Annotated in this window: 23 protein-coding genes; 11 read left to right on the top strand and 12 right to left on the bottom strand. The window is 42.7% G+C overall.

The features are described 5' to 3' along the window. Positions 1–61 precede the first annotated feature (61 nt). The 11 genes from FN961_RS05090 to FN961_RS05040 form a co-directional block, all read right to left on the bottom strand. Positions 62–1762 (bottom strand): Na(+)/H(+) antiporter subunit D, encoded by a 1701-nt coding sequence (locus FN961_RS05090; protein WP_143563470.1) that lies wholly within the window; start codon positions 1760–1762, stop codon positions 62–64. After that, a complete protein-coding gene (locus tag FN961_RS05085; protein WP_143563469.1) occupies positions 1749–2141 on the bottom strand; it encodes a hypothetical protein in 393 nt (130 codons plus the stop codon). The genes FN961_RS05090 and FN961_RS05085 overlap by 14 nt, the downstream gene beginning before the upstream one ends. Further along, entirely contained in the window at positions 2131–3621 is a 1491-nt protein-coding gene (locus FN961_RS05080) for a monovalent cation/H+ antiporter subunit D family protein (protein ID WP_143563468.1), read from the bottom strand. Before FN961_RS05080 ends, FN961_RS05085 begins: the two co-directional genes overlap by 11 nt. After that, entirely contained in the window at positions 3618–5096 is a 1479-nt protein-coding gene (locus tag FN961_RS05075) for a monovalent cation/H+ antiporter subunit D family protein (protein ID WP_143563467.1), read from the bottom strand. Before FN961_RS05075 ends, FN961_RS05080 begins: the two co-directional genes overlap by 4 nt. Continuing rightward, on the bottom strand, positions 5096–5458 hold the full coding sequence (locus FN961_RS05070) for a cation:proton antiporter subunit C (protein WP_143563567.1): 363 nt from the start codon (positions 5456–5458) through the stop codon (positions 5096–5098). Before FN961_RS05070 ends, FN961_RS05075 begins: the two co-directional genes overlap by 1 nt. Beyond that, on the bottom strand, positions 5458–6513 hold the full coding sequence (locus FN961_RS05065; protein WP_268241153.1) for a Na(+)/H(+) antiporter subunit B: 1056 nt from the start codon (positions 6511–6513) through the stop codon (positions 5458–5460). Before FN961_RS05065 ends, FN961_RS05070 begins: the two co-directional genes overlap by 1 nt. Before the next feature lie 32 nt (positions 6514–6545). Continuing rightward, entirely contained in the window at positions 6546–6887 is a 342-nt protein-coding gene (gene mnhG, locus FN961_RS05060; RefSeq protein ID WP_143563465.1) for a monovalent cation/H(+) antiporter subunit G, read from the bottom strand. Then, complete coding sequence (locus FN961_RS05055; RefSeq protein WP_143563464.1) at positions 6884–7174, bottom strand: MrpF/PhaF family protein; 291 nt, start codon at positions 7172–7174, stop codon at positions 6884–6886. The genes mnhG and FN961_RS05055 overlap by 4 nt, the downstream gene beginning before the upstream one ends. After that, positions 7168–7689, bottom strand: a complete 522-nt coding sequence (locus FN961_RS05050) for a Na+/H+ antiporter subunit E (protein WP_229814661.1) — start codon at positions 7687–7689, stop codon at positions 7168–7170. Before FN961_RS05050 ends, FN961_RS05055 begins: the two co-directional genes overlap by 7 nt. A gap of 93 nt (positions 7690–7782) precedes the next feature. Beyond that, a complete protein-coding gene (locus FN961_RS05045) occupies positions 7783–8214 on the bottom strand; it encodes a hypothetical protein (RefSeq protein WP_143563462.1) in 432 nt (143 codons plus the stop codon). Positions 8215–9133: 919 nt separating this feature from the next. Next, positions 9134–9757 (bottom strand): MBL fold metallo-hydrolase, encoded by a 624-nt coding sequence (locus tag FN961_RS05040; RefSeq protein ID WP_143563461.1) that lies wholly within the window; start codon positions 9755–9757, stop codon positions 9134–9136. Between the two features lie 104 nt (positions 9758–9861). Here FN961_RS05040 and FN961_RS05035 point away from each other — a divergent pair, with 104 nt between their 5' ends. From FN961_RS05035 to FN961_RS04985, 11 genes are all read left to right on the top strand, one after another. Further along, positions 9862–10236, top strand: a complete 375-nt coding sequence (locus tag FN961_RS05035) for a hypothetical protein (RefSeq protein ID WP_143563460.1) — start codon at positions 9862–9864, stop codon at positions 10234–10236. A 17-nt stretch (positions 10237–10253) separates the two neighbouring features. Beyond that, the gene (locus FN961_RS05030) at positions 10254–11198 is read left to right on the top strand and encodes a sensor histidine kinase (RefSeq protein WP_143563459.1); all 945 of its coding nucleotides are present in this window, start codon (positions 10254–10256) and stop codon (positions 11196–11198) included. A gap of 648 nt (positions 11199–11846) precedes the next feature. Further along, positions 11847–12335, top strand: a complete 489-nt coding sequence (locus FN961_RS05025) for a hypothetical protein (protein WP_143563458.1) — start codon at positions 11847–11849, stop codon at positions 12333–12335. Positions 12336–12356: 21 nt separating this feature from the next. Continuing rightward, complete coding sequence (locus FN961_RS05020) at positions 12357–13697, top strand: class I adenylate-forming enzyme family protein (RefSeq protein WP_143563457.1); 1341 nt, start codon at positions 12357–12359, stop codon at positions 13695–13697. Beyond that, the gene (locus FN961_RS05015; RefSeq protein ID WP_185972729.1) at positions 13694–13936 is read left to right on the top strand and encodes an acyl carrier protein; all 243 of its coding nucleotides are present in this window, start codon (positions 13694–13696) and stop codon (positions 13934–13936) included. The genes FN961_RS05020 and FN961_RS05015 overlap by 4 nt, the downstream gene beginning before the upstream one ends. A 59-nt stretch (positions 13937–13995) precedes the next feature. Next, positions 13996–15297, top strand: a complete 1302-nt coding sequence (locus FN961_RS05010) for a coproporphyrinogen-III oxidase family protein (protein WP_143563455.1) — start codon at positions 13996–13998, stop codon at positions 15295–15297. Between the two features lie 11 nt (positions 15298–15308). Continuing rightward, positions 15309–16055, top strand: coding sequence for a sulfotransferase family 2 domain-containing protein (locus FN961_RS05005; RefSeq protein WP_143563454.1), 747 nt, complete (start codon positions 15309–15311; stop codon positions 16053–16055). Then, complete coding sequence (locus FN961_RS05000; protein ID WP_143563453.1) at positions 16052–16750, top strand: SDR family NAD(P)-dependent oxidoreductase; 699 nt, start codon at positions 16052–16054, stop codon at positions 16748–16750. The genes FN961_RS05005 and FN961_RS05000 overlap by 4 nt, the downstream gene beginning before the upstream one ends. Further along, a complete protein-coding gene (locus FN961_RS04995) occupies positions 16744–17598 on the top strand; it encodes a sulfotransferase domain-containing protein (protein ID WP_143563452.1) in 855 nt (284 codons plus the stop codon). Before FN961_RS05000 ends, FN961_RS04995 begins: the two co-directional genes overlap by 7 nt. Before the next feature lie 10 nt (positions 17599–17608). Further along, positions 17609–18268, top strand: coding sequence for a GrpB family protein (locus FN961_RS04990; RefSeq protein ID WP_143563451.1), 660 nt, complete (start codon positions 17609–17611; stop codon positions 18266–18268). 1 nt (position 18269) lies between these two features. Next, positions 18270–19634, top strand: coding sequence for an MATE family efflux transporter (locus tag FN961_RS04985; RefSeq protein ID WP_143563450.1), 1365 nt, complete (start codon positions 18270–18272; stop codon positions 19632–19634). A gap of 101 nt (positions 19635–19735) precedes the next feature. Here FN961_RS04985 and FN961_RS04980 read toward each other — a convergent pair whose 3' ends face one another. Then, positions 19736–20188, bottom strand: a complete 453-nt coding sequence (locus FN961_RS04980) for a dCMP deaminase family protein (protein ID WP_143563449.1) — start codon at positions 20186–20188, stop codon at positions 19736–19738. Between the last annotated feature and the right edge of the window lie 160 nt (positions 20189–20348).

Here is a 20348-nt window from a genome sequence, read left to right as displayed (position 1 = left end):
TTGCGTTTACAAAATAAGCTAAACGTTATCGTCAGTAGATTAACTCTACTCCTACTCGAACCTAGCCAATAAAGACCATAAATAGGTAAGACGCTAGAATCACGGCGACCCAAAGCACCATGTTACCCGAAGGATATGAGCCTGAGAGCAAGCCTCCTAAGCCTTTATGCTTGTTGGCAATAGCAGACTGATATTGGCTTAGTTTGCCTCGTATCGCTTGGCGCAGCGCGCCATCAGCTTTCCAAATCACTGCAAACACTTTTTGCAGCGCAGCGGGAATAGCACGGCGATAGATCCAGTCCACATCTAAGTTAGTCGAGCGCAACTCCGGTGGATACATGCCTCTGAGATTTAACCAAACAAACGCTAATGCTGAGAACAGTAACAACTGAGTTTGCGCCAATACGTGCGTCGCATCGTAAGGGTTGTAACCCGTATCATATGGCAGCAGCGAATAGAGTGCTGCTGGATAGATACCGATGGCAATACACAGGCTAGCTGAAATAAACATGGCGAACAGCATATTATTTGGTGGGTCACTGGCACGCAGTCCCGAGTCGTGGGCGAAGAATGCAAAATAGGGGATCTTGATCCCTGCATGATGGAATACACCCGCGGAGGCAAACAGAAGCATCAACCAGACCCAGTCATGACCCGTCTCAAGCGCGGCAGACATCACCATCGACTTGCTGACAAAGCCGCTAAACAGTGGGAAGGCTGAGATAGAAGCGGCACCTACGATACAGAGTATCGTGGTCTTGGGCATGGTTTTATACAGACCGCCCAGATCTGAGCCGTTTATTCTGCCGGTCATATGTAGCACCGCGCCCATGCTCATAAACAGTAAACCTTTAAAGATCACATCGTTGAAAGCATGTGCAATGGCGCCGTTGAGGGCCAGCGCAGTACCAATACCGATCCCGACTACCATAAAGCCCACTTGGTTGATTAGGCTGTAGGCCAGTACTCTGCGCAGATCATTTTCAATCACCGCAAAGAAGATCGGGAAGCAGGTCATGGCAGCGCCAATGTATACCAACAGCTCGGTGCCTGGGTAGGCGCGGGCCAGAGCATAAACGGCGACCTTAGTGGTAAATGCACTGAGGAGTACTGTACCGGTAGGGGTCGCTTCTGGGTAAGCATCGGTGAGCCAGGTATGGGCAATAGGAAATGCACATTTAATACCAAAGGCGATAAATATTAGCCAGCCAGCGACACCTTCAAGACCGATGTAACCAAAGGCGAGTGAACCTGTTTCTGCAGCATAAAATAGTGCGCCCACAAGCAAGATGACACCGGATAATACCTGAATGATCAGGTAGCGCATGCCTGCATGATAAGCACGAGAGGTTCTGCGTGCCCAGATCAGAAATACCGAAGTAAAGGCCAGTAACTCCCAAAATACAAACAGCGTTAGCAGATCGCCAGCAAACACTGCGCCCAGCGCACTACCTGCATAGAACATAGCTGCGACCTGTTGAACGGTATCTTTGACATGGAGCGAATAGATAATGGAGATGAAAGCGGCAATATGAAATACATAGCCAAACATCAGGCTCAGCTTATCTGCGCGGTATGGCACCAACTCATAATCTAAAAACGTCAGCTGTAGATGAATGCCTTCAGGCACCGTCCACAGGTGAATAGCGCTAATAACAGGAATCGCAACCATTATTGCCCCGCGCAATTTACCGCGGGTCATTGCAGCAATAAGCCCGCCTATAAAGAACAGGGTGAAGGGCGGTAACTCAAGCATCCACATCGTGACCACCTATAGTGTTTGTTGTTTGATCTGTTTGACCCTTGTGGGTGTTTTCATCAGCAGCATTTTTTAACGTGTGCTCGCTATCAACGTCATCAGGGATGTCATAATCGTCTTTTGGGTTGTCATAATAGTCTTCTGGGCGCATCAGAAACGTTCGCATCCACTTTGCTACAAACACCAAGACGACACAGCCAACAAAGCCGTAGAGGGGATAGAAAAGTGGTAGGTTTTCCCAACTATGGTAGACATGGCGATGAATGACAAAATCTAGCACCACAAGCAGGAAGCAGCTGGCATACAAAGTATACAAAACCCTTTTGATATTTTTTGGGTTATCAAAGAGATACTGCTTGTCTTTTGTCTTGTTAGTGTCCATGGCTGACTCCAGGTGCAGTTAAGATGGTTTTTGCCAATTCATAGAGGGGTTGCGGATAGATAAATAGAATCAAGCAACCTAAAGTGGTGATTGATAGCGCGATTAATGACATGAGAGGCGCCTCCTTGATCCCCGTCTTAGCTGCTGGGTGGTCCTTCCCAGGGAAAAAGGCATAGTATGGGATAGGCAGCAGGTAGGCGATATTGAGCAGTGAGCTCACCATCAGTACTATCATAATGACCCAATGTTCAGTTTCCATTGCGCCCATTAACAGGAACCATTTACTCCAAGTTCCACCTGCGGGCGGCACACCAATAATACTCAAGCTGGCGATAAAAAAGGCCGCCATGGTCAGAGGCATAGTAAAGCCGAGGCCGCGCATTTCACTTATTTTCGATTTATGGGTTGCCACCAGAATGGCGCCAGCGCAGAAGAATAGGGTGATTTTGCCAAAAGCATGGGTAGCAATGTGCATCGAGCTACCGATAACCCCAGATGAAGTAGCGAGCAGTGCGCCTATGGTGATATAGCCCAACTGGCTTACCGTCGAGTAGGCAAGTCGTGCTTTTAAGTTATCCTGACGCATCGCCACTATCGAGGCTAACAATACCGATGCACTGGCTAAATAGAGCAGGAACTCAGTGGTCGGGAGAGTTGGCAGTAACTCGATGCCAAAGATAAACACGCAGATCTTTAAAATGGTGAATACACCTGCCTTGACCACTGCAACGGCGTGCAGCAGGGCACTCACTGGTGTTGGTGCCACCATAGCGGCAGGTAGCCACCGATGAAATGGCATGATGGCCGCTTTACCAATCCCAAACACAAACAGTACCAGTATGGCTCCCAGTAAGTTGGTATCAACATCGGTATGAAACACACCGCCAGGTTTGAAGTCCAAGGTGCCGGCCACAGACCAGGTCAAGATAATCGCCAGCAGGAAGAAAGCGATGGATGTTCCGAGCAAGATCCCTAAATATACGCGTCCTCCCTGTTTGGCCTTTTCTGTCCCTGCATGGGTCACTAAAGGATAAGTAGACAGGGTCAACACTTCGTAGAAGATAAATAGGGTAAACAGGTTGGCGGAAAATGCCAGCCCCATTACAGCACCTATGGCTAACGCGAAGCAGAGGTAAAAGCGAGTTTGATTCTTCTCGTGGTGGCCACGCATATAGCCGATGGCATAAAGGGTGGTAATGAACCACAGAAAACTGGCAATTAGGGCAAACAGCATGCCTAATGGCTCAACCACAAACCTGACGGCTAAGCCAGGTAGAAGCTGCCACCAAAAGACCTCGATAGATTCGCCAGCACTGAGTCCTTGATATAGGTTTATCACACAATACATAACGACAAGGCTGATGCTAATCGTTACAGCCTCACGGATGTTGGGGTGTTTTCCCGTTGCCAAAATCGCCAATGTGGCGATTAGAGGTAATATAATGGTTAGCTGTAATAACAGCTCCAAAGATAGATTCATGGGTTAATTCCAAACAAGCTTTGAGAAGCCGCCTGTGCCACCTGCACACTAAGGCGAGTATCGATGCCAAAATAGATATTGGCCAGCACCAGTATCCAAATAGGGGCGAGGAAGGTCCAAGGTGCTTCCTGCACCGCTTCACGACCCGGTAGGGGAGGCTTGAAATAGGCCGTTTCAACGATTCGCCATACATACAGTACTGCCAGTAGTGAACCGAGCAGCAACAAGACTGCCACCGGCCACATTCCTGCCTCAATCACGGCAAGTAACAAATACCACTTACTGATAAATCCTACTGTCAGAGGCACACCAATCAAACTTAATCCGCCGATGACAATGGCAGCCATTGTGAGTGGCATCTGTCGTCCTAACCCTTGGAATTGGCTTAGCTGTACACTGCCGATGCGGTACATCACTGCGCCTAACGCTAAAAACAGCGCGCTCTTCATCAAGGCGTGATTAAACAAGTGCAGCAATGTGGCCATAAGTCCTGTGGTGGTGTTGATGGCGTAGCCAATAATCATGTAGCCCACCTGAGCGATGCTCGAGTAGGCGAAGATATGTTTAACATTGGTTTTATATATCGCTGCGGTAGAGGCGGCGAATATGCCAACCAACCCCAGAATAATAAATAAGTTCTGTAGGGGGAGGATGGAGAAGGAAAACTCGATGCCAAATACCGTATAGGTGAAGCGGATCAGTAAGTAAACCGCAACTTTAGTTGCCGTCGCGGCGAGAAAAGCGGTCACTATTGAAGGGGCATATGCGTAAGCGTTAGGTAACCACAGATGCAGAGGGAATAGGGCTAATTTTAAACAGATCCCCACAATCAAAAAAGTAAATGCAGCAAATACGGTACGTGTTTGGTTAACTTCTGCAAGCCGATTGGCGAGATCGGCCATATTCAGCGTTCCCGTCATTTGGTACAGCAAGCCGATGCCAATCAGAATAAAGGTGGCGCCTATGGTGCCCATTATCAAGTACTGATAAGCGGCCCAAAGAGCGCGTCTATCCTTGCCTAAAGCAATCAGCGCGTAGCCTGAGAGTGAGGATATCTCCAAAAATACGAATACATTAAACACATCTCCAGTGGAGACGATGCCGAACATACCCGTTATTGACAGTAGATACAGGCTATAAAAGAGCGTATGACGACTTTCTGGCAGCTCCTTTTGGATACTGGTATGTGCTGCAAACAGCACTATGGTTCCAACGGCTGAGATGATCAGCAGTAACAGGGCGTTGAGTTCATCGATGCGATATTCGATCCCCCAGGGTGCGTCCCATCCACCGAGTTGATAGATAATGGTGCCAGAGGACATCACCTGCTGCAGTAAAAATATGCTATTAACGAAGGTAAAAGCGCAAACTAATAGGGCAAACAGCCACACTAGCTTGGAGCGGTTTAGGAACAAGCATAAAGGTGCAGCCATCAGCGGCACAACAACTTGTAAAATAGACAGATGGGCTAACACTATGTTTTGTCCTCAGTCAGCTGATCTTGAATTTGAATCTCATCTTCCTCGATAGAGCCGTATGACTCTTTGATTCTGACGACCAATGCAAGCCCTAGCGCGGTAGTTGCGATACCTACGACAATCGCGGTGAGAATAAGCACATGGGGGAGGGGATTAGAGTAGCGGCTCAGTCCTTCAGCCAAGATTGGCGCGCTACCATTTTCGACATTGCCCATGCTGATGTAAAAAATAAAAACCGAGGTTTGAAAAATCGTTAAGCCAACCAATTTTTTGATCAAGTTGCCATGAGCGATAACGATATAGAAACCTATCATCATCAGCAGTACCACGATCCAGTAGTTATAGAGTCCCAGTACCATCATTCCCCCTCACGGTTGTTCTGTTTAGTATTGTTTAGTTCAGTACTTTTTAGTTCAGTACTTTTTAGTTCATGACTGTTGTTTAGCTCAGTGCTGTTCTGTTCATTAGCGTCCTGTTGTGCTTCTCTACGGCCGACAAAGTTGAAAAAGATAATGATCATTACCGCGGCGACAGTGCAGCCCACTCCCAGTTCAATAAGCAGAATGCCTAAGTGCTGGCCAGCAACAGGGTCGTCAGCTAATACGTTGTAATCTAGGTAGTTAACGCCGCTAAATAGCGAGACTACACCGACGCTGGCATAGAGCAGCAAGCCGATTGCGGCGATCAGTTGGATAAGCGTCTGATTAAAGACACGCTTTGCGGTGTCGAGTCCAAATAACATGGCATAGAGGATGATTGCCGCGGCAAAAATCACACCCGCCTGAAACCCTCCTCCAGGGCCAAAGTCGCCGTGAAACTGTACGTAGAGTGCAAACAACAGGATAAAGGGGATTAATGTTTTGCTAACAATGCGCACCACCATATGCTGTTCATGCATCAGCTCTTTTTTGCTCTCATCTAAGCGATAAGATCTTCGGCGTTGAGGCAGTGACAGGAGTGATAGCACACCAATACCAGCGGTAAAAATAACGGCAACTTCACCTAAAGTATCAAAAGCACGGTAGCTAGCGAGTACGGAAGTGACAATGTTGGGAACACCGACCTCTTGCATAGAGTCGTTAATGTAGCGAGGGGCGACATGTTGATGAACTGGTGCTTCGAAGCTGCCAAAATAGGGCATATCCAAGGTGCCGTAAATTAGCATCCCACCTGTGACAAATACCACCAATAAAGCCAGCAGAGGTTTGTGACGTTTAGGTGCCTCTGTGCGTCCAGTCATTGTGATGGCTGCCAGCATTAGCAAACCTGAAATTCCAGCGCCTACAGCAGCTTCGGTAAAGGCCACATCCACTGCATCTAATACAACAAAAAAACTCGCCGATAGTAACCCATAAATTCCGGTCAACATCACTACGGCCAATAGATCTTTCGTTCTAACAATGGCAATCGCTATCACGACGAGAAAGGTTAGTAGTACAACATCAACTAAGGTTTCGATGGCTTGTCCCCTCCTTTGTCAGTTGATTCGTCAAGCACCATATGCAAATTGTTACGCAGTGCTGCTTTGGCCAGTGCATGACTTGCAGTAGGGTTGATAAATAGTGTGAGCAGTAAGATCATTAATAACTTAAGCAGTACCAACCCAGTTGGGTTTTGTAGCATTAAGCCAATGAGTATCATCCCGGCCCCTAAGGTATCGGTGACGCCCACTGCGTGCATACGGGTAAAGAAATCAGGGAAGCGTAAGATACCTACACCACCGGATAGACAGAGAAAGCAACCAAGCAGCAAACAGATCCCGCTGCCGATCTCGAGTAAGATATTCATTGTTTACTCTCCTTGGTTGACGCTTGATCTTGATGCTTAAATTCAACAGAGTCAGAAAAGCGCAGTACGCCGATAACACTGATAAAGTTGATCAGGGCGTATACCAGGGCAATATCGAGAAACTCGGGGCGTCCCATCAAAAAACCCAGTATTGAGATAAGCAGTACCGTTTTGGTGCCGAACATATTAAATGCTAGGATCCGATCATATAGCGTAGGCCCCACGATGCAGCGAATGATCGCGAGGAACATGACAACAAGAATTGCGATAGTGGCTGCAGTTAACATTTATTTTCCAGTTCAGTTACTCGGCGATCCATCTCGCCTGCTTTTAAGGTATCGATATTTTCTTTGATCAATGCGTGTATGGTCATGCGATCGCCGACTAAGTCCACTGTGACCGTACCCGGCGTTAAAGTGATGGAGTTGGCGTAGATAACCTTGCCGAGATCTGTACGCTGACTGGCATCGATCGTGACAAGAGTGGGACTGATGCTGCTATTACCCAGCCAAATGTGTTTGACCACAGAGATATTGGCAAGGATGATCTCTTTGGTTAGCCAAAGCAGATAACCCGGTATTTTTATTGAAAGGTGAACTGGCTGAGACTCATGGTCGATCACATCCATCCTGTAGGCAATGAAGAGCACGAGTAGGATAGAGGCTGCACCGAGCGACAGTAGAAGTAGGTTGCTGTAATTTGAGTTAATCCACCAAAAGAGAGAGAGGGTAATGCCGAGACTTAGTGTATGGACCGGCCAATACTTCGATTTCTCTTCGAGCGTTACTTTATTATCATTCATTGACATTTTCTCACTGTTACTCATGAGTTTGTTGGGTTGACTAAAGGCTGATACATGGCTTTTCTATTGTATTTAACCTGTGTGTCCGGTTGGTTATGAGCATGAAAGTTCGACCGCGAGTGCATCGAAAATCTGTGTATGCAATAATTTTATCGATTCTATTGGGGGCGAGAAATTCCCAATGAGTTGCTCAGTTAACTGCTCAATATTTTTATCCTTAGGCAGGCATAATTGGATCGGTTGCTCCTCCGAAGTCCGATTGCCTACTCTCGTTCGATAGGCTCTATCGAGAAATGCACCTGATGTTTCATGCAGGATATAATTTGATTCTGTGGTTAGGGAACCAGCCAGAAATCCTTGAATGTAATAAACACAAGGGGCTGCAGCTAGGTCTTTAGGCGCATTATTAAGTGATGTACAAGATTCAAGTACAACTCTCTCTCCCTTTGTAGGAACAGTAGAGTCTGCAAATAAGGAAAAGGAAAAAGCTAATGTTAGTAATATTATTAATTGGCTGCTCTTCATTTTAACCCCTTGTCTATATGTTGACTTATTCGATAGTCATTACTGCATTGAAAGAAAATGGTTGTATGTAATTGGCAAGCTTATTGTCTTTATTGTCATTTTCAACGCCGATACTCTCTTGTAGTATTTAGATAATTACTCTGATGGGTTTAGAATTACCTGTATCAGTTGATAGCAGCCTGATCATAGGTTTAACATACTATCAGCTTAGCCATTATTCCAATTAATATACTAATAACTTATAGAAATTGTTCAGCATAGTCACTACTTGACCATCCCAGTTAAGAGTAAATGACTCGTTAGTGTAAACTCGGATATTATTGGCCTATCCATCGGGAATTCCGATGTATTTAAGTATAGCATTGTTTTTTAACGTGTAAATTGTATTTATCAGTGTTTATCGATGTAAAAATCAGCACGGTTAAGTTTGCATTTATGTTAATTCAAGCTTTTTTAGGTAGTTTTTTAAGATTTTTGCGGTGGCTAATTTATGAGTTAACTAGTATCTAGCTGAAGCCATAGCATGCCTAGATTGCTTGTTATTAATAAGTTTGGTTAATTAATCAAATGAAGACGTTTTTTTGCGTTATTAATATATGTTTAGGTGCAGTGACTTTATAGGCTGTTCACTATAAAACTTAAAGCAAAGCATTTGTGGTTACGCTTATCATTATGTAAAGCAGCAACCTTACGACGATAGCCTTTATTGCGGTTGATGATTTGGTTCAGGAGGGCGTTGGTATTGAAGAGGCGATAAAAGCTAGGTTGATCGTTGTGACTAATGCTGTTGCCAACTCAGAGGGAAGTGGCATGACTTATTGGCATTGTGGTAGAAGGCATCCCATTATTATCGAGGTTCAAGTCACTTAGATAACGAAAACCTCGATAGTGGTGACTGAGAAGGTAAATATCACTGTTGTCACATCATGGCATCGTAGGTTTTATTCACGGTTTCAACGGAAATATTATTATTTCCATAGCTACCAACAATGCGGTTTAATCTGAGCTGTTTATTGCGAACAAAATCAATAAAGGTTCTAGTGTCATTGGGGATGACCTTGGCGATGGTGTTATCGAATGGTATGTGAAGGAAGTCGGATTGAAAAATAATCCCGCCGTCTTTGAAGTGAACAAAGCTTTGGCGTTTGGCGTGCACGCTCTCCAAGACATAAAAACTCGCACCATTAATTACTTGGGTATTTTGGATTAGACGAAACTTGAATTTATCGATATCGTCAGAAAATAGTGGGTATGCTTTGATGGCAGAAATAGTATATTCATCGGCAAGTATTTCGATACCTTGTTTAACATAAACGTTGAGACCTGCTATTTCATCGCCATGAGGATGAGTTACATGGACTGAGGTGATTTTCAGCTTTGGAAATTGCTCATGTATAAGTTTAATCGTTCTCTCTGCTATTTTGGTGCTGCTTGCGCCAAACACGATTATTTCATTACCAGTGATTTTAAATGAGCTATTACGCAGGCCTGCGGAGTCGGTAACAAGATAGAGGTCGGTTGAAATTTCTTTTGATACAAGCACCCCATCACCTTTTGGAAATTCTGGGCCATAACCTTGTGGAAGCTTAAGTCTGTTTGGATCGACTTGCTCAATGATGTTGAAACTGTCATTGAAGGTGATGTAATTTGGCTCTGAAAATCAACAGAACTTTGTATAAGAAATTAACTTTTACCAATACCCTGTCGGTGAATGAATTTGACTACTATCAACAAGTGTATAATCCGGTCACCAAGCAGCAACAGCAAGTACTATCGCCACTCTCAAGCTTAAGTCATTTACAGTTAAACAATGAGCAACCAATAAAAGGATTAGTTGGCTATTTTCAATATGACAGCCAAGGTCATTTTAATAGTCCAATCTGGCCAGAATCCTTATCAAAGCAGGATTTATCAGAACATAGCCAAACAAAAGATGATGGAAACAAGGTCAACCAAGAGGCGTTGTATCCGGCACTCCCCCTGGAATTAGCGGTACGCAAAAAAGCAGCATTGAAAATCTAGCTGATGATCAAGCTAAAGTGAGCCATCCCTTACAACTAGATAGCCGTTTTGAACAGCAAGCTATTTACCATACTAAGCTGGAATGGCCATACGAAGGCTATTCATTATCCTTGTCGACGCACTCGTTACCTTTGACGTCGGCGATGGTGTATAGCGGTATTGTGATTATTATTCTGATTGCAGCAATATTGTCAGCTTGTTTTGGTTTTTATCGTTTAGGGGTTAAGCAACTGGCATTAGGCGAACAAAGGCTTAACTTTGTGTCTTCGGTTAGCCATGAGTTAAAAACACCGCTAACCTCAATTCGTATGTATTCACAAATGCTTAAGGAGAGAATCGTAATATCCGAGAAGCATAAGCAAAATTATTACGCATTTATTTATGATGAAAGTGAACGTCTTACGCGATTAATCAATAACATTTTGCAATTGTCTGCACTTAGCAATCAACAGCAAAATATACAGCTGGAATATACCCTATTAACTATTTTACAGGATGTTATTCGTTCTAAAACTTCTTCAATCATTGATAAGAGTCACTTTCAACAGAACATAATAATGGAAATAGCTGACGTTAAAGAGGTGCAGGTTTTTGTCGAACAGGACACTTTCTCCCAAGTGATTATCAATATTACTGACAATGCCGTTAAGTTTTTTGACTCGCAGCTGATCAATGATCCTAGTCGACAGAAAATCGATTTTATATTCCGTCAACATCCCAAGCATAAAGACATGATACAGCTGGAAATCCGGGATTATGGTGAAGGCATAACTCAGGAGCAAGAAAGTAAAATTTTTGAACTGTTTTATCGTGGCGGTAATGAGTTAACTCGGTCCACGCAAGGGACAGGAATAGGATTGGCTTTAGTTAATGAGCTGGTATTGGCACAACAGGGAGAAATTGAGGCTGAAAGAAGATCGCCTGGATTAGCGATGCTGATTTCACTTCACATTCGAGTTTGATTCATTGAAGCGTGTCATTGGGGTTAGAGTAAGGCTCACCGTCGTGAGCTGTTCTGAAGTGGACTGAGTATATTGATATAAGCTTTACCCAGTCCCCACAAATTCGTTCAACTTGGTTATTCTGCTTGCATCCAGTCGACTTTTACGCCGGCTTGGTTGAACATATCTTGGCTGATTTTAAGTGATGTATTTCATGGCGGAAACCTTGGATATCTTAATTTAATTATTTCCTTACATATTTTATGGATGATTTTTAGAATATAAATTACTTTTAATTTTCTGTTTATTAATACCACTTACCACTTACTAATAGCACTTATAGTCTACGACTTATTAATTATAAATCACTTGATTTATGCTTTTCAGCTACTACTTATTACTTATTTATTGATTTTGTTGTTAGTGGTTTTTTGTTTTTGTTGATTGAGGTTTGCTTTGTTTTTCTTGCGGGTTTGTTGTCTTTGTGTTTTATTTTTAAAAGTCTTTATGATGCTCTTTTAATTGTGCTGATTAATTTTAGTTAAATGTTATTGATGTTTTTTAATTAGGAGGCTGGTTAATTTTATTTTGTTGGAATTAACTTTATGACTCTACTGATTTGTTATTATATGTTGTTTTTAATTCATTGTAATAAAAGGGAGAGTCGTTTTGCCTGAAGGTGATGAACCTAAAAACCTCCTGAAAAGATACTTTGACAGAAAAGGATCTACCACTCAGTTCTTTAATGATCTGGCTGGCTCCGATGTGCAGGTTTGTATTCTTAATCAACAACTAAGTGAATATTATCTTCATCGTGAGTCATTGCTTTTTATAAATGATTGCAGTGAACCTGTTCTTCTTGCATCGGGTGTATTCTTCATCGAAAACCTATCAAAAAGTCAGGTTGATGAGTTAATTCATACCAGTATCCCTGCGGGAATCATATTAGGTGTCAATAATATCAGTAAAAGTCATGAGCGGATCTGTGTGTCACACGACAGGGCACTGCTGTCGAAACTAAAGGTGTCAGAAAAGGCTTGTTTCAAGCGTTCGTTCCAATTGATGAGCGGTGCTATTAAGGTGGCAAATTTAACTGAGGTGGTGAGCTGTCAAAGTTTAGCAAGAGCACTAGGAGGTTCAACACCATGCAAATTCTGAAATTGGAATAGAGGTCGATTAATGAATGTTCTTGATTTATTAGAGCAATGGAAACAATCCGACACATTTAACAATACCCTCAGTGATGATCATCAGGTGATTAGTTATCAAGAGGCTTATTTGCGTATTAGTGTTTACAGTGATTGGTTGGCGTCTAATTCATTTACTCAACCAATGGCCTTTTATTGTGCACAATCGATTGAACATCTGCTGATGTTGATAGCTTTAATGTTCAACGAAGTAAACTTTGTTCTATTACCTGTTAAATCGACTGATGTAGATAAAGAATTATTTGCTGATCAACTTACCTTAAAACCTCATTTTTGCGACATGTTACGACATATACAACTGACGAAACAGGCTCAATGTAAAACGGTTGCCACCCCGGGCAGAATATATTTTAAAACCTCCGGCAGTTTAGGTACACCTAAATTGGTGGTCCATCAACGTCATAATTTGATTGCTAATTCTCGTAACGTCTTAACGCGTTTACCGCTAAATGCATCCAGTCGCGTGTTAATTCCAGTGCCGATGCATCACATGTATGGTTTTGGCGCGGCACTTTGGCCCTGTTTACTGGTGGGAGCCAGTATCCACTTAACCAGCAACCTGAACATTCTTAGATTTAAAGCGGTCGAACGACAATTCGCTCCTACCGTGGCTTATTTGACGCCATCGACTGTCGGTGCCCTGTTGCTACGCTCATGTAAATCATCTCAATATGAATTTATCGTCAGCGCTGGTGATTGTTTTGACCGTCAAACGTTTCAACAAGCTCAAACCAAATTTGGCCGGGTATTCAACTTATATGGCAGCACTGAATTGGGTGTGGTTGCTATTGGAGAAATTCAAAGTAAAGGCGAAGCCGTTGACGATTGTGTGACAGCTCTGCCGGGGGTAAAAATCAAAATCGAGTCAGAGCAAATTGCAGTAAAGCATCCTTTTGGTTTTGACTTTTATCTGTATCAGCAAACACGTGATGTTTTTTTTAATACAGGTGATCTGGCTCGTGGTGATGAAATTACCGGTTTTAGCGTGATTGGGCGCGCCAAGCTTAGTATCAATCGGGAAGGACGTTTAATCGCTTTTTCCGAATTGGAAAGCCAAATAAAACAACATCAACATATCCAGGATGTTGCTCTGGTAAAAGGGCGAAAGGATAGTAAGGGACATACTATCGTTGCCATCGTGGAATCGACAACTGAGTTAGCACCTGACGAGCTGCGTCGCCAACTAGGTAAGTTTTTACCGCGGTATGCAACACCTTCAAAAATAATAATTGAGCCACAATTACCCCGATTGGTCAGTGGCAAAATTAATCGAAAACAAATAGCACTGCATTATGAGGAGACTGAATTTTGATTAATTCAATAAAACAATTAATTGTCGAAAAGTTGGATGTCAACGTTGGCTATGACGAATTTGATCAAACAACCCCGCTTTTTGAAGGGGGACTAGCGATGGACTCTATTGTATTTACAGAGTTTATTGTTTTGCTGGAAAAGACATTCAAAATTGAGTTTGATGACGATGCTTTGGCTGTAGAAAACTTTTCTAACGTGGAGAAGATTGCAGAGACTATCGCTCAGCATACTCGCTAAGCGTATTTTTAATCGTCGCGCATTTTGGCCTATATAATCACGAGTATTAAGAAACCATTATGGATATTGAAAATAACGAAACGGCATCATCTGTTGATGATTTACCCGCCGATGAGCTGCATCGAAAAGGGTTTATCACTAACTATCCACCGAGCCGTTATTGGAAGGGCACGTTTCAATCACAGGCGCAGGCCAATGATAGGCTGAATTTGTATATTCACATTCCTTATTGTATTCAGCGATGCAGTTACTGCTTTTTTAAGATCACTGAGTTGTCTGACAGCAATCAAAAAGAGATCGATCATTATGTGGATTACCTGTGTCGTGAAATTGTTATGGTTTCCGAGTTGTATGGTTGGTTCAAGCGTCCGGTGGATACCTTGTATTTTGGTGGAGGCACGCCGAGTTTATTAAAAGCGCGGCATATGGACCAAATTTTAACGGCATTACATGACCATTTTAATATGGCACTGTCGGAATTTGTCTTCGAAGTAGAGCCTATTACTTACTCAAAAAGCAAATCTAAAGAACTATCACAATTTGGTATTACTCGACTGAGTTTTGGTATTCAATCATTTCATGACGAAATTGTTGCCAAAACAGGCCGTAAAGACACCGAAAAAATGAATGTAGCGGCGATTAAACGAGCCTTGGATACTGGGGTTATCTTAAATATTGATCTGCTTAGCGGACTGGAAGGTGAAACCGAAGAGACTTGGCGTTATAGCGTAGATCGTGCCGTTTCACTGGGGGTTCAATCGATCACTGTATACAAAATGGAGTTGTATCAAAATTCTAAGTATTACGCTGATCTTCGTAGTGACAGCATCATATTGCCTACAGACGATCAAGAAATGGTTTTTATGAATTATGCCATGGAGCAGCTGTATGCAAATAATTACCTTAATTCGACTTATTTTACCTTCACCAAAAATGGCGAATATCGACAAAAACACCTTCATCAGCGCTGGCTTGGGGAAGACACTTATGGCTTTGGGGTTTCAGCCTTCTCTTCTTTGGAACGAGAATATATTCAAAACACATCGAACACAGATAAGTACATTGAATTTATCGACAAGGGTGAGTTGCCCGTAGAGCGTGGTATGAGGCTGAGTTCTATGGATTTGATTGCCAGAGATATCGTGTTGGGCATGAAAACATCGAGCCTTGATTGCAGATGGATAAAAGCCAAGCATGGCGTCAATTTGTTGTCAAAAAATAACAATATGCTGCAGAAACTGATTGAGCATGAATTTGTAATAGTACTGGATAAAACCATAAAAATGACCCGCAAAGGCATATTTTACGGTGACTTTGTCGGTAAGTCGTTAAGTCGTCACTTGCTTGATTCGGTAGAGTAACGGGAGAGGTTATGTTTATTACGCCTGATTTCGTCTTTGTGCATATGCCAAAAACTGGCGGTACATTTGTCACCAAAATGCTTAAGAAACTCTACCCCGATGGCATTGAGCTGGACAAACATGGCACCTGTTCTGATATTCCACACAAATATGCCCATTTACCGATTGTATCTGTGTTAAGAAATCCGTTTGATCGTTATGTTTCGCAGTATTTTTATGGTTGGTGGCAGCGCAACCTTGAGCTGTATTGCGGTCGTGAGCATTTTTACGCTCATTTTGAAGACGGTAAGCAAAATATCGAAAAAATAGAATTCGAATATTTTGTTTATTTGACCGACAAGTGTTTTAAAGGTTTTTATCAGGGTGAACCTAACGGTTATCATAATAAGAGTGCTGCGCCATTGGGGTGGCACACTGAACAGTATTTTAGGTTTTTTTTTCGGGAGCCAAAAAATACTTTTAATCAGTTGACCGAAGCTGATATTCAAAGCAAAGCGTTTATTGAACAGCAATACCCTGTGACGTTTATGTTTAATGAAACATTAAATCAGGACTTGCATCAATTTCTTTCTGCCTTTGGGCATAGTGCCCAAGATTTGGCCTTTATTATTCAAAGTGATCGTATTTTGCCGGACGGTGGTCAGCCTAGAAATGATCGAGATTGGCGAAAACATTACACTGATGTCTCGCTAACTTTTGTGGCGCAAAGAGAACGTATTTTGTTTGATCTATATTCTCATTATAAGGAGGTTGCATGACCCGTCAAAAAACGGCTCTGGTGACTGGTGGCAATCGTGGCATTGGCTTTGAAATTTGCCGTCAATTGGCTGCTGATAATATCAAAGTAATTTTGGCTGCTAGAGATCTTCAAAAAGGCGATAAAGCGATGGCTAAGCTCGATAACCCCTTGGTTAGCTGTATAAAACTTGATGTAACCAATGATGCTGACTTGCAATCACTGAGTTCTAAGCTTGAAAGTAGAGAGCTGGTCGTGGACATTTTGGTGAATAACGCAGGGATCTCTCAGGGCATACGCTACAGCATTCTTAATGAACCGAGAGAACTAACAGCACAAACCATGGATATCAACTTTTTTGGCGCATTACGTTTGAGTCAAATCGTGGTGCCTTTTATGCAAAAGAACCATTTTGGAAGGGTGGTCAATATATCCTCTGGGCATGGTTCATTTAGCAAAATGGATAAACAAAATCCAGGTTATCGATTTTCAAAAGTGGCCATGAATGCCATGACTGTGATGCTGGCTGATGAGGTTAAAAACGACAATATCTTGGTTAATGCAATGACGCCAGGTTGGGTAAGAACACGCCTGGGTGGATTAAATGCACATCGTAATGTGGAGGAGGGGGCTGAAACCGCAGTCTGGTTATGTTTGCTCGATGATGATGGCCCCAATGGTGAGTTCTTTAAAGATAAGGCAACCTTTTCGTGGTAAATCATTATCCCAACCTGTTTGTGGTCGGCGCACCACGTTGCGGCACAACGGCAATGTGTTTGTATCTAAAACAACATCCGTCAATTCACTTATCAATTTTAAAAGAGCCGCATTACTTTGCGACCGATTTAATGGTGCAACCACACACCGTTACAGATGAAGATGAATATCTAGGATTATTTACTGACAGGCCGATAAATGCTGAAGGTTCAGTGTGGTACCTACAAAGTGAAGCTGCTCCAAAAAATATTCAAACCCACTGCCCAGATGCAAAAATTATTATTATGCTACGTCGCCCGTGGCAACAAATTCAATCATTACACTCACTCTATTTACGTACTACTAATGAAGATCAAGCAGATCTTGAAAAGGCCATTGGCTTGTGCGAATCACGACGGCAAGGTCGGGAAATACCGTCAACAAGTTATTTTCACGACGGTTTACAGTATCTTCGTAATGCCAGTTATTATGACAATGTGAAGCGTTATCTGGATATCTTTGGTGATCGGGTTAAAGTCATTTTATTTGACGATTTTATCAAGAAAACATCGGCGGTGATGGCTGATACCTTTGAATTTATAGGTGTAGAGCCTTGCTCTGAGATTGAATATGACCAACATCAGGCTACCTTAAAGTTGCGTAACACCGCGTTACATCAACTCCGGCGTCAACCAGATTCAGTCCGTAACAAATTACATCGAAATCATGTTAGCGTTCACGAAACCAAAGAAGCGGCACATATGAGCGAGGCACTTAAGCTGCACTTGATGGATCATTATCGTCAGGATGTGGCTGCGACTGCTGAGTTATTGGAGCGAGACCTACTGAGCCTGTGGTATCAGAATTAGGAGTGTGGTGATGATTAATATGGAACATGTCAGACTGTTAAAGGGACTTAAGCATAAACATGATGACTTGAATGGTGAGCCAGTTGATAAAACATTTCGCCGTTTACTGTCGTTGAAAGCACCTGAGATTAGATTAGAACAACTGCCTTACAATGACCAATGGCCGCAATGGTTTGCTAAAGAATTATTGCGTTTAAACCAGCAGGGAAATGAGCTTGGCTTAAGTGAAGTTCAGCATATCGGCAGTACATCTATTGAAGGTATGACATCCAAAGGTATCATTGATATGGTGGCGGTCTCTCTCTTTATGCCTGACGATGAAACAGTGCAAGCCTTGATGGCTAAGTTGGGATACGAGTTTTACGGCAGCAGTCCAATTAACGAAAAAAGCTGTTGGTATTGGCGTGTAGAAACCGACCGTTGTTATGTGATTCATTTAGCTAATTCATCGCAAGCTCTTTTTGTCGCCCCGTGTTTATTTCGCGATTATCTTAGGGCTGAACCGGACAAAAGAGACTTATATCAGGCTTACAAAATACAGGCGTTAGCTGACAGCCCAGATTTATTCTCATATTCGGTGCGCAAGATGGATGCGTATTGCGATATTCTCGCAGATGCAGAAAAGTGGAAGCAATCGAAGTTTCACAAACAAAGTGCTTTGACAGATTAAAATGAATGTGACGCAAAGTGCAGATAATCCTTTATTACACCATTCGGTAAAAAAACGTCTGCTTGTTAATACTCTGCATATCCTTATTGGTTTATTGGCTGTGATTAGTTTTAATCTGGTGGATACCTGGTTTATCAGTCAGCTGGGTGTTGATGCATTAAGTGCGATGGGTTATTTAGGGCCCGTTGTTCTTATACTGATAGCAGTATTGATTGGTACAGAAATGACGGCTTCCATTCATGTGGCTGAAAGTGTGGCATTAAATGATAGGCGTCGTACTGCGCACACCATTCTGGCTGGATTATCTTTTAGCCAAGTGATAACTCTTCCTATAAGTGTCATTGGTTTTTTTGCAGCTCCTGCAATTTTTAATTTATTGGGGGCTAATAACCAGATAGCTTTGTTGGGTCAGGACTATTTAAAAATTTGGTTCTTAGGTTATCCGCTATTGGCATTTTGCATGGTTGGCACAGGTTTGTTGCGGGGCGGTGGTAATGCCAAAAGTGCTGGGCGTTTGTTATTGCTGGCGACGTTAATTAATGTGGTCATTGATCCGTTATTGATTTTTGGCGTCGCTCAATGGGACGGTCTAGGTATTGTTGGTGCGGCCTGGGCTAGCTTTTTGGCTAGATTAGTTTGTTCCGTGTTCGTCGTAAAAATACTCAAAGATAAATATCAACTTCATGAGCACCAGTTGGAAGGCCTAAATAGGCATATCGCCTTATGGAGTGAATTCATCGCATTAACTGCTACCGTTGCATTTAACCGTCTACTTATTCCTCTTAGTACTGCTATCGCCACCATCATGATTGCACAGTTTGGCGATTTTGCCGTGGCAGCTTTTGGTTTAACTAATTTATTAACCACTTTGCCGCTGGCTTTTGTGTTAGCGATTAATGCAGCAGTGGTGCCTTTCATCAAGCAAAACTTGAGTTTAAATCAACATGAACGAGTTGTTGAAGGGCTTCGCTTTGTGGTTTGGCTTGTGCTTGGCTGGGGAGTTGTACAAGCTGTGTTTTTTTGGCTGATATATCCATTCATTGTGATCAGTTTTACTAAGGATCCATTGGTAGCTGACTTGTTGGAGTTTTATTTTCAATGGGTGCCATTGACGCTAACGGGAACAGGGCTATTTTTAGTTAATAATGCCGTATGTTATAGCTTTAAACAGAACCGAGATGTACTAATGCTTAACCTACTACGATGTGTTGGGTTCTATTTACCCTGTGTGTATTTAGGGGGGCAGTACGGTGGTAGTTATGGCGTTTTTATTGGTATTTCTTTGGCAAATATAATGATGGGATTGCTTGCTTTATATAGATTAAAGCAAGTGATTAATACTAGTAAGGATCCCTTTCCATACTAGGTTTTATCAATCTCAAATGAGAAATCTTGTGTATTTATGCAACAAAATAGGGGCAGGCCTTAATCCTGTCCCTATTTTCTTCAAAAGGCACTGAAGGTTCTTTATTTAACAGCCGCTGAAGGCTCAATTTGCATCCAGTCGACTTTAACGCCGGCTTGGTTGAACATATCTTGGCTTATTTTAATCTTATCACCCCAGCGTGATAGGAAGTCTTCACTTGGTTGTGGGCTATGCACTGTACTCAAACCTGTTTGGATAATCTTCGCAGCACAGTTAGGGCAAGGAAAGTGGGTAACCCAGATTTCGCAGCCGCTGAGATCGCGCTTAGCATAGAGAATAGCATTCTCTTCTGCGTGGAGAGTTTTGAGGAGCTTCATCTCACGATTATCGGTTTCGGCACTATCGGAGATCCCGTGTGGGTAGCCGTTGTAGCCTAAGGAGACTATACGGTTATCTTCGGTGATCACCGCACCCACTTGAGTGGAGGGATCTTTACTCCAAGATGCGACGAGTTCTGCCATCTGTAGAAAACGTGTCGCCCATTTTGTCATCATCTTAAAGCAACTCCTATTCTAGGTTACTGAATAATATATTCTCATTAGGTGCTAGTTTCTATTGAGAATCATGATAAATCAACCTTTAGCTAACCTACTTTAGTTAAAAAGAAATTAACGGTGTCAAAAACATAGCAATCAATAATTACCGGTCATTTTT

It is taken from the genome of Shewanella hanedai (genome assembly GCF_007197645.1).
GTDB lineage: Bacteria > Pseudomonadota > Gammaproteobacteria > Enterobacterales > Shewanellaceae > Shewanella > Shewanella hanedai.
Note: the sequence above shows the minus strand (reverse complement) of the source record. Positions and strands in the feature narration are given on the sequence as shown.

Bases quoted from the DNA above. Each gene is read 5' to 3' on its own strand.
- FN961_RS05005 (WP_143563454.1), top strand. From the start codon at position 15,309: ATGTTTATTACGCCTGATTTCGTCTTTGTGCATATGCCAAAAACTGGC.
- FN961_RS04990 (WP_143563451.1), top strand. From the start codon at position 17,609: ATGATTAATATGGAACATGTCAGACTGTTAAAGGGACTTAAGCATAAA.
- mnhG (WP_143563465.1), bottom strand. From the start codon at position 6,887: ATGAATATCTTACTCGAGATCGGCAGCGGGATCTGTTTGCTGCTTGGT.
- FN961_RS04985 (WP_143563450.1), top strand. From the start codon at position 18,270: ATGAATGTGACGCAAAGTGCAGATAATCCTTTATTACACCATTCGGTA.
- FN961_RS05010 (WP_143563455.1), top strand. From the start codon at position 13,996: ATGGATATTGAAAATAACGAAACGGCATCATCTGTTGATGATTTACCC.
- FN961_RS05055 (WP_143563464.1), bottom strand. From the start codon at position 7,174: ATGTTAACTGCAGCCACTATCGCAATTCTTGTTGTCATGTTCCTCGCG.
- FN961_RS05050 (WP_229814661.1), bottom strand. From the start codon at position 7,689: ATGAATGATAATAAAGTAACGCTCGAAGAGAAATCGAAGTATTGGCCG.
- FN961_RS05090 (WP_143563470.1), bottom strand. From the start codon at position 1,762: ATGTGGATGCTTGAGTTACCGCCCTTCACCCTGTTCTTTATAGGCGGG.
- FN961_RS05000 (WP_143563453.1), top strand. From the start codon at position 16,052: ATGACCCGTCAAAAAACGGCTCTGGTGACTGGTGGCAATCGTGGCATT.
- FN961_RS04980 (WP_143563449.1), bottom strand. From the start codon at position 20,188: ATGATGACAAAATGGGCGACACGTTTTCTACAGATGGCAGAACTCGTC.
- FN961_RS05085 (WP_143563469.1), bottom strand. From the start codon at position 2,141: ATGGACACTAACAAGACAAAAGACAAGCAGTATCTCTTTGATAACCCA.
- FN961_RS05080 (WP_143563468.1), bottom strand. From the start codon at position 3,621: ATGAATCTATCTTTGGAGCTGTTATTACAGCTAACCATTATATTACCT.
- FN961_RS05045 (WP_143563462.1), bottom strand. From the start codon at position 8,214: ATGAAGAGCAGCCAATTAATAATATTACTAACATTAGCTTTTTCCTTT.
- FN961_RS05020 (WP_143563457.1), top strand. From the start codon at position 12,357: ATGAATGTTCTTGATTTATTAGAGCAATGGAAACAATCCGACACATTT.
- FN961_RS05070 (WP_143563567.1), bottom strand. From the start codon at position 5,458: ATGGTACTGGGACTCTATAACTACTGGATCGTGGTACTGCTGATGATG.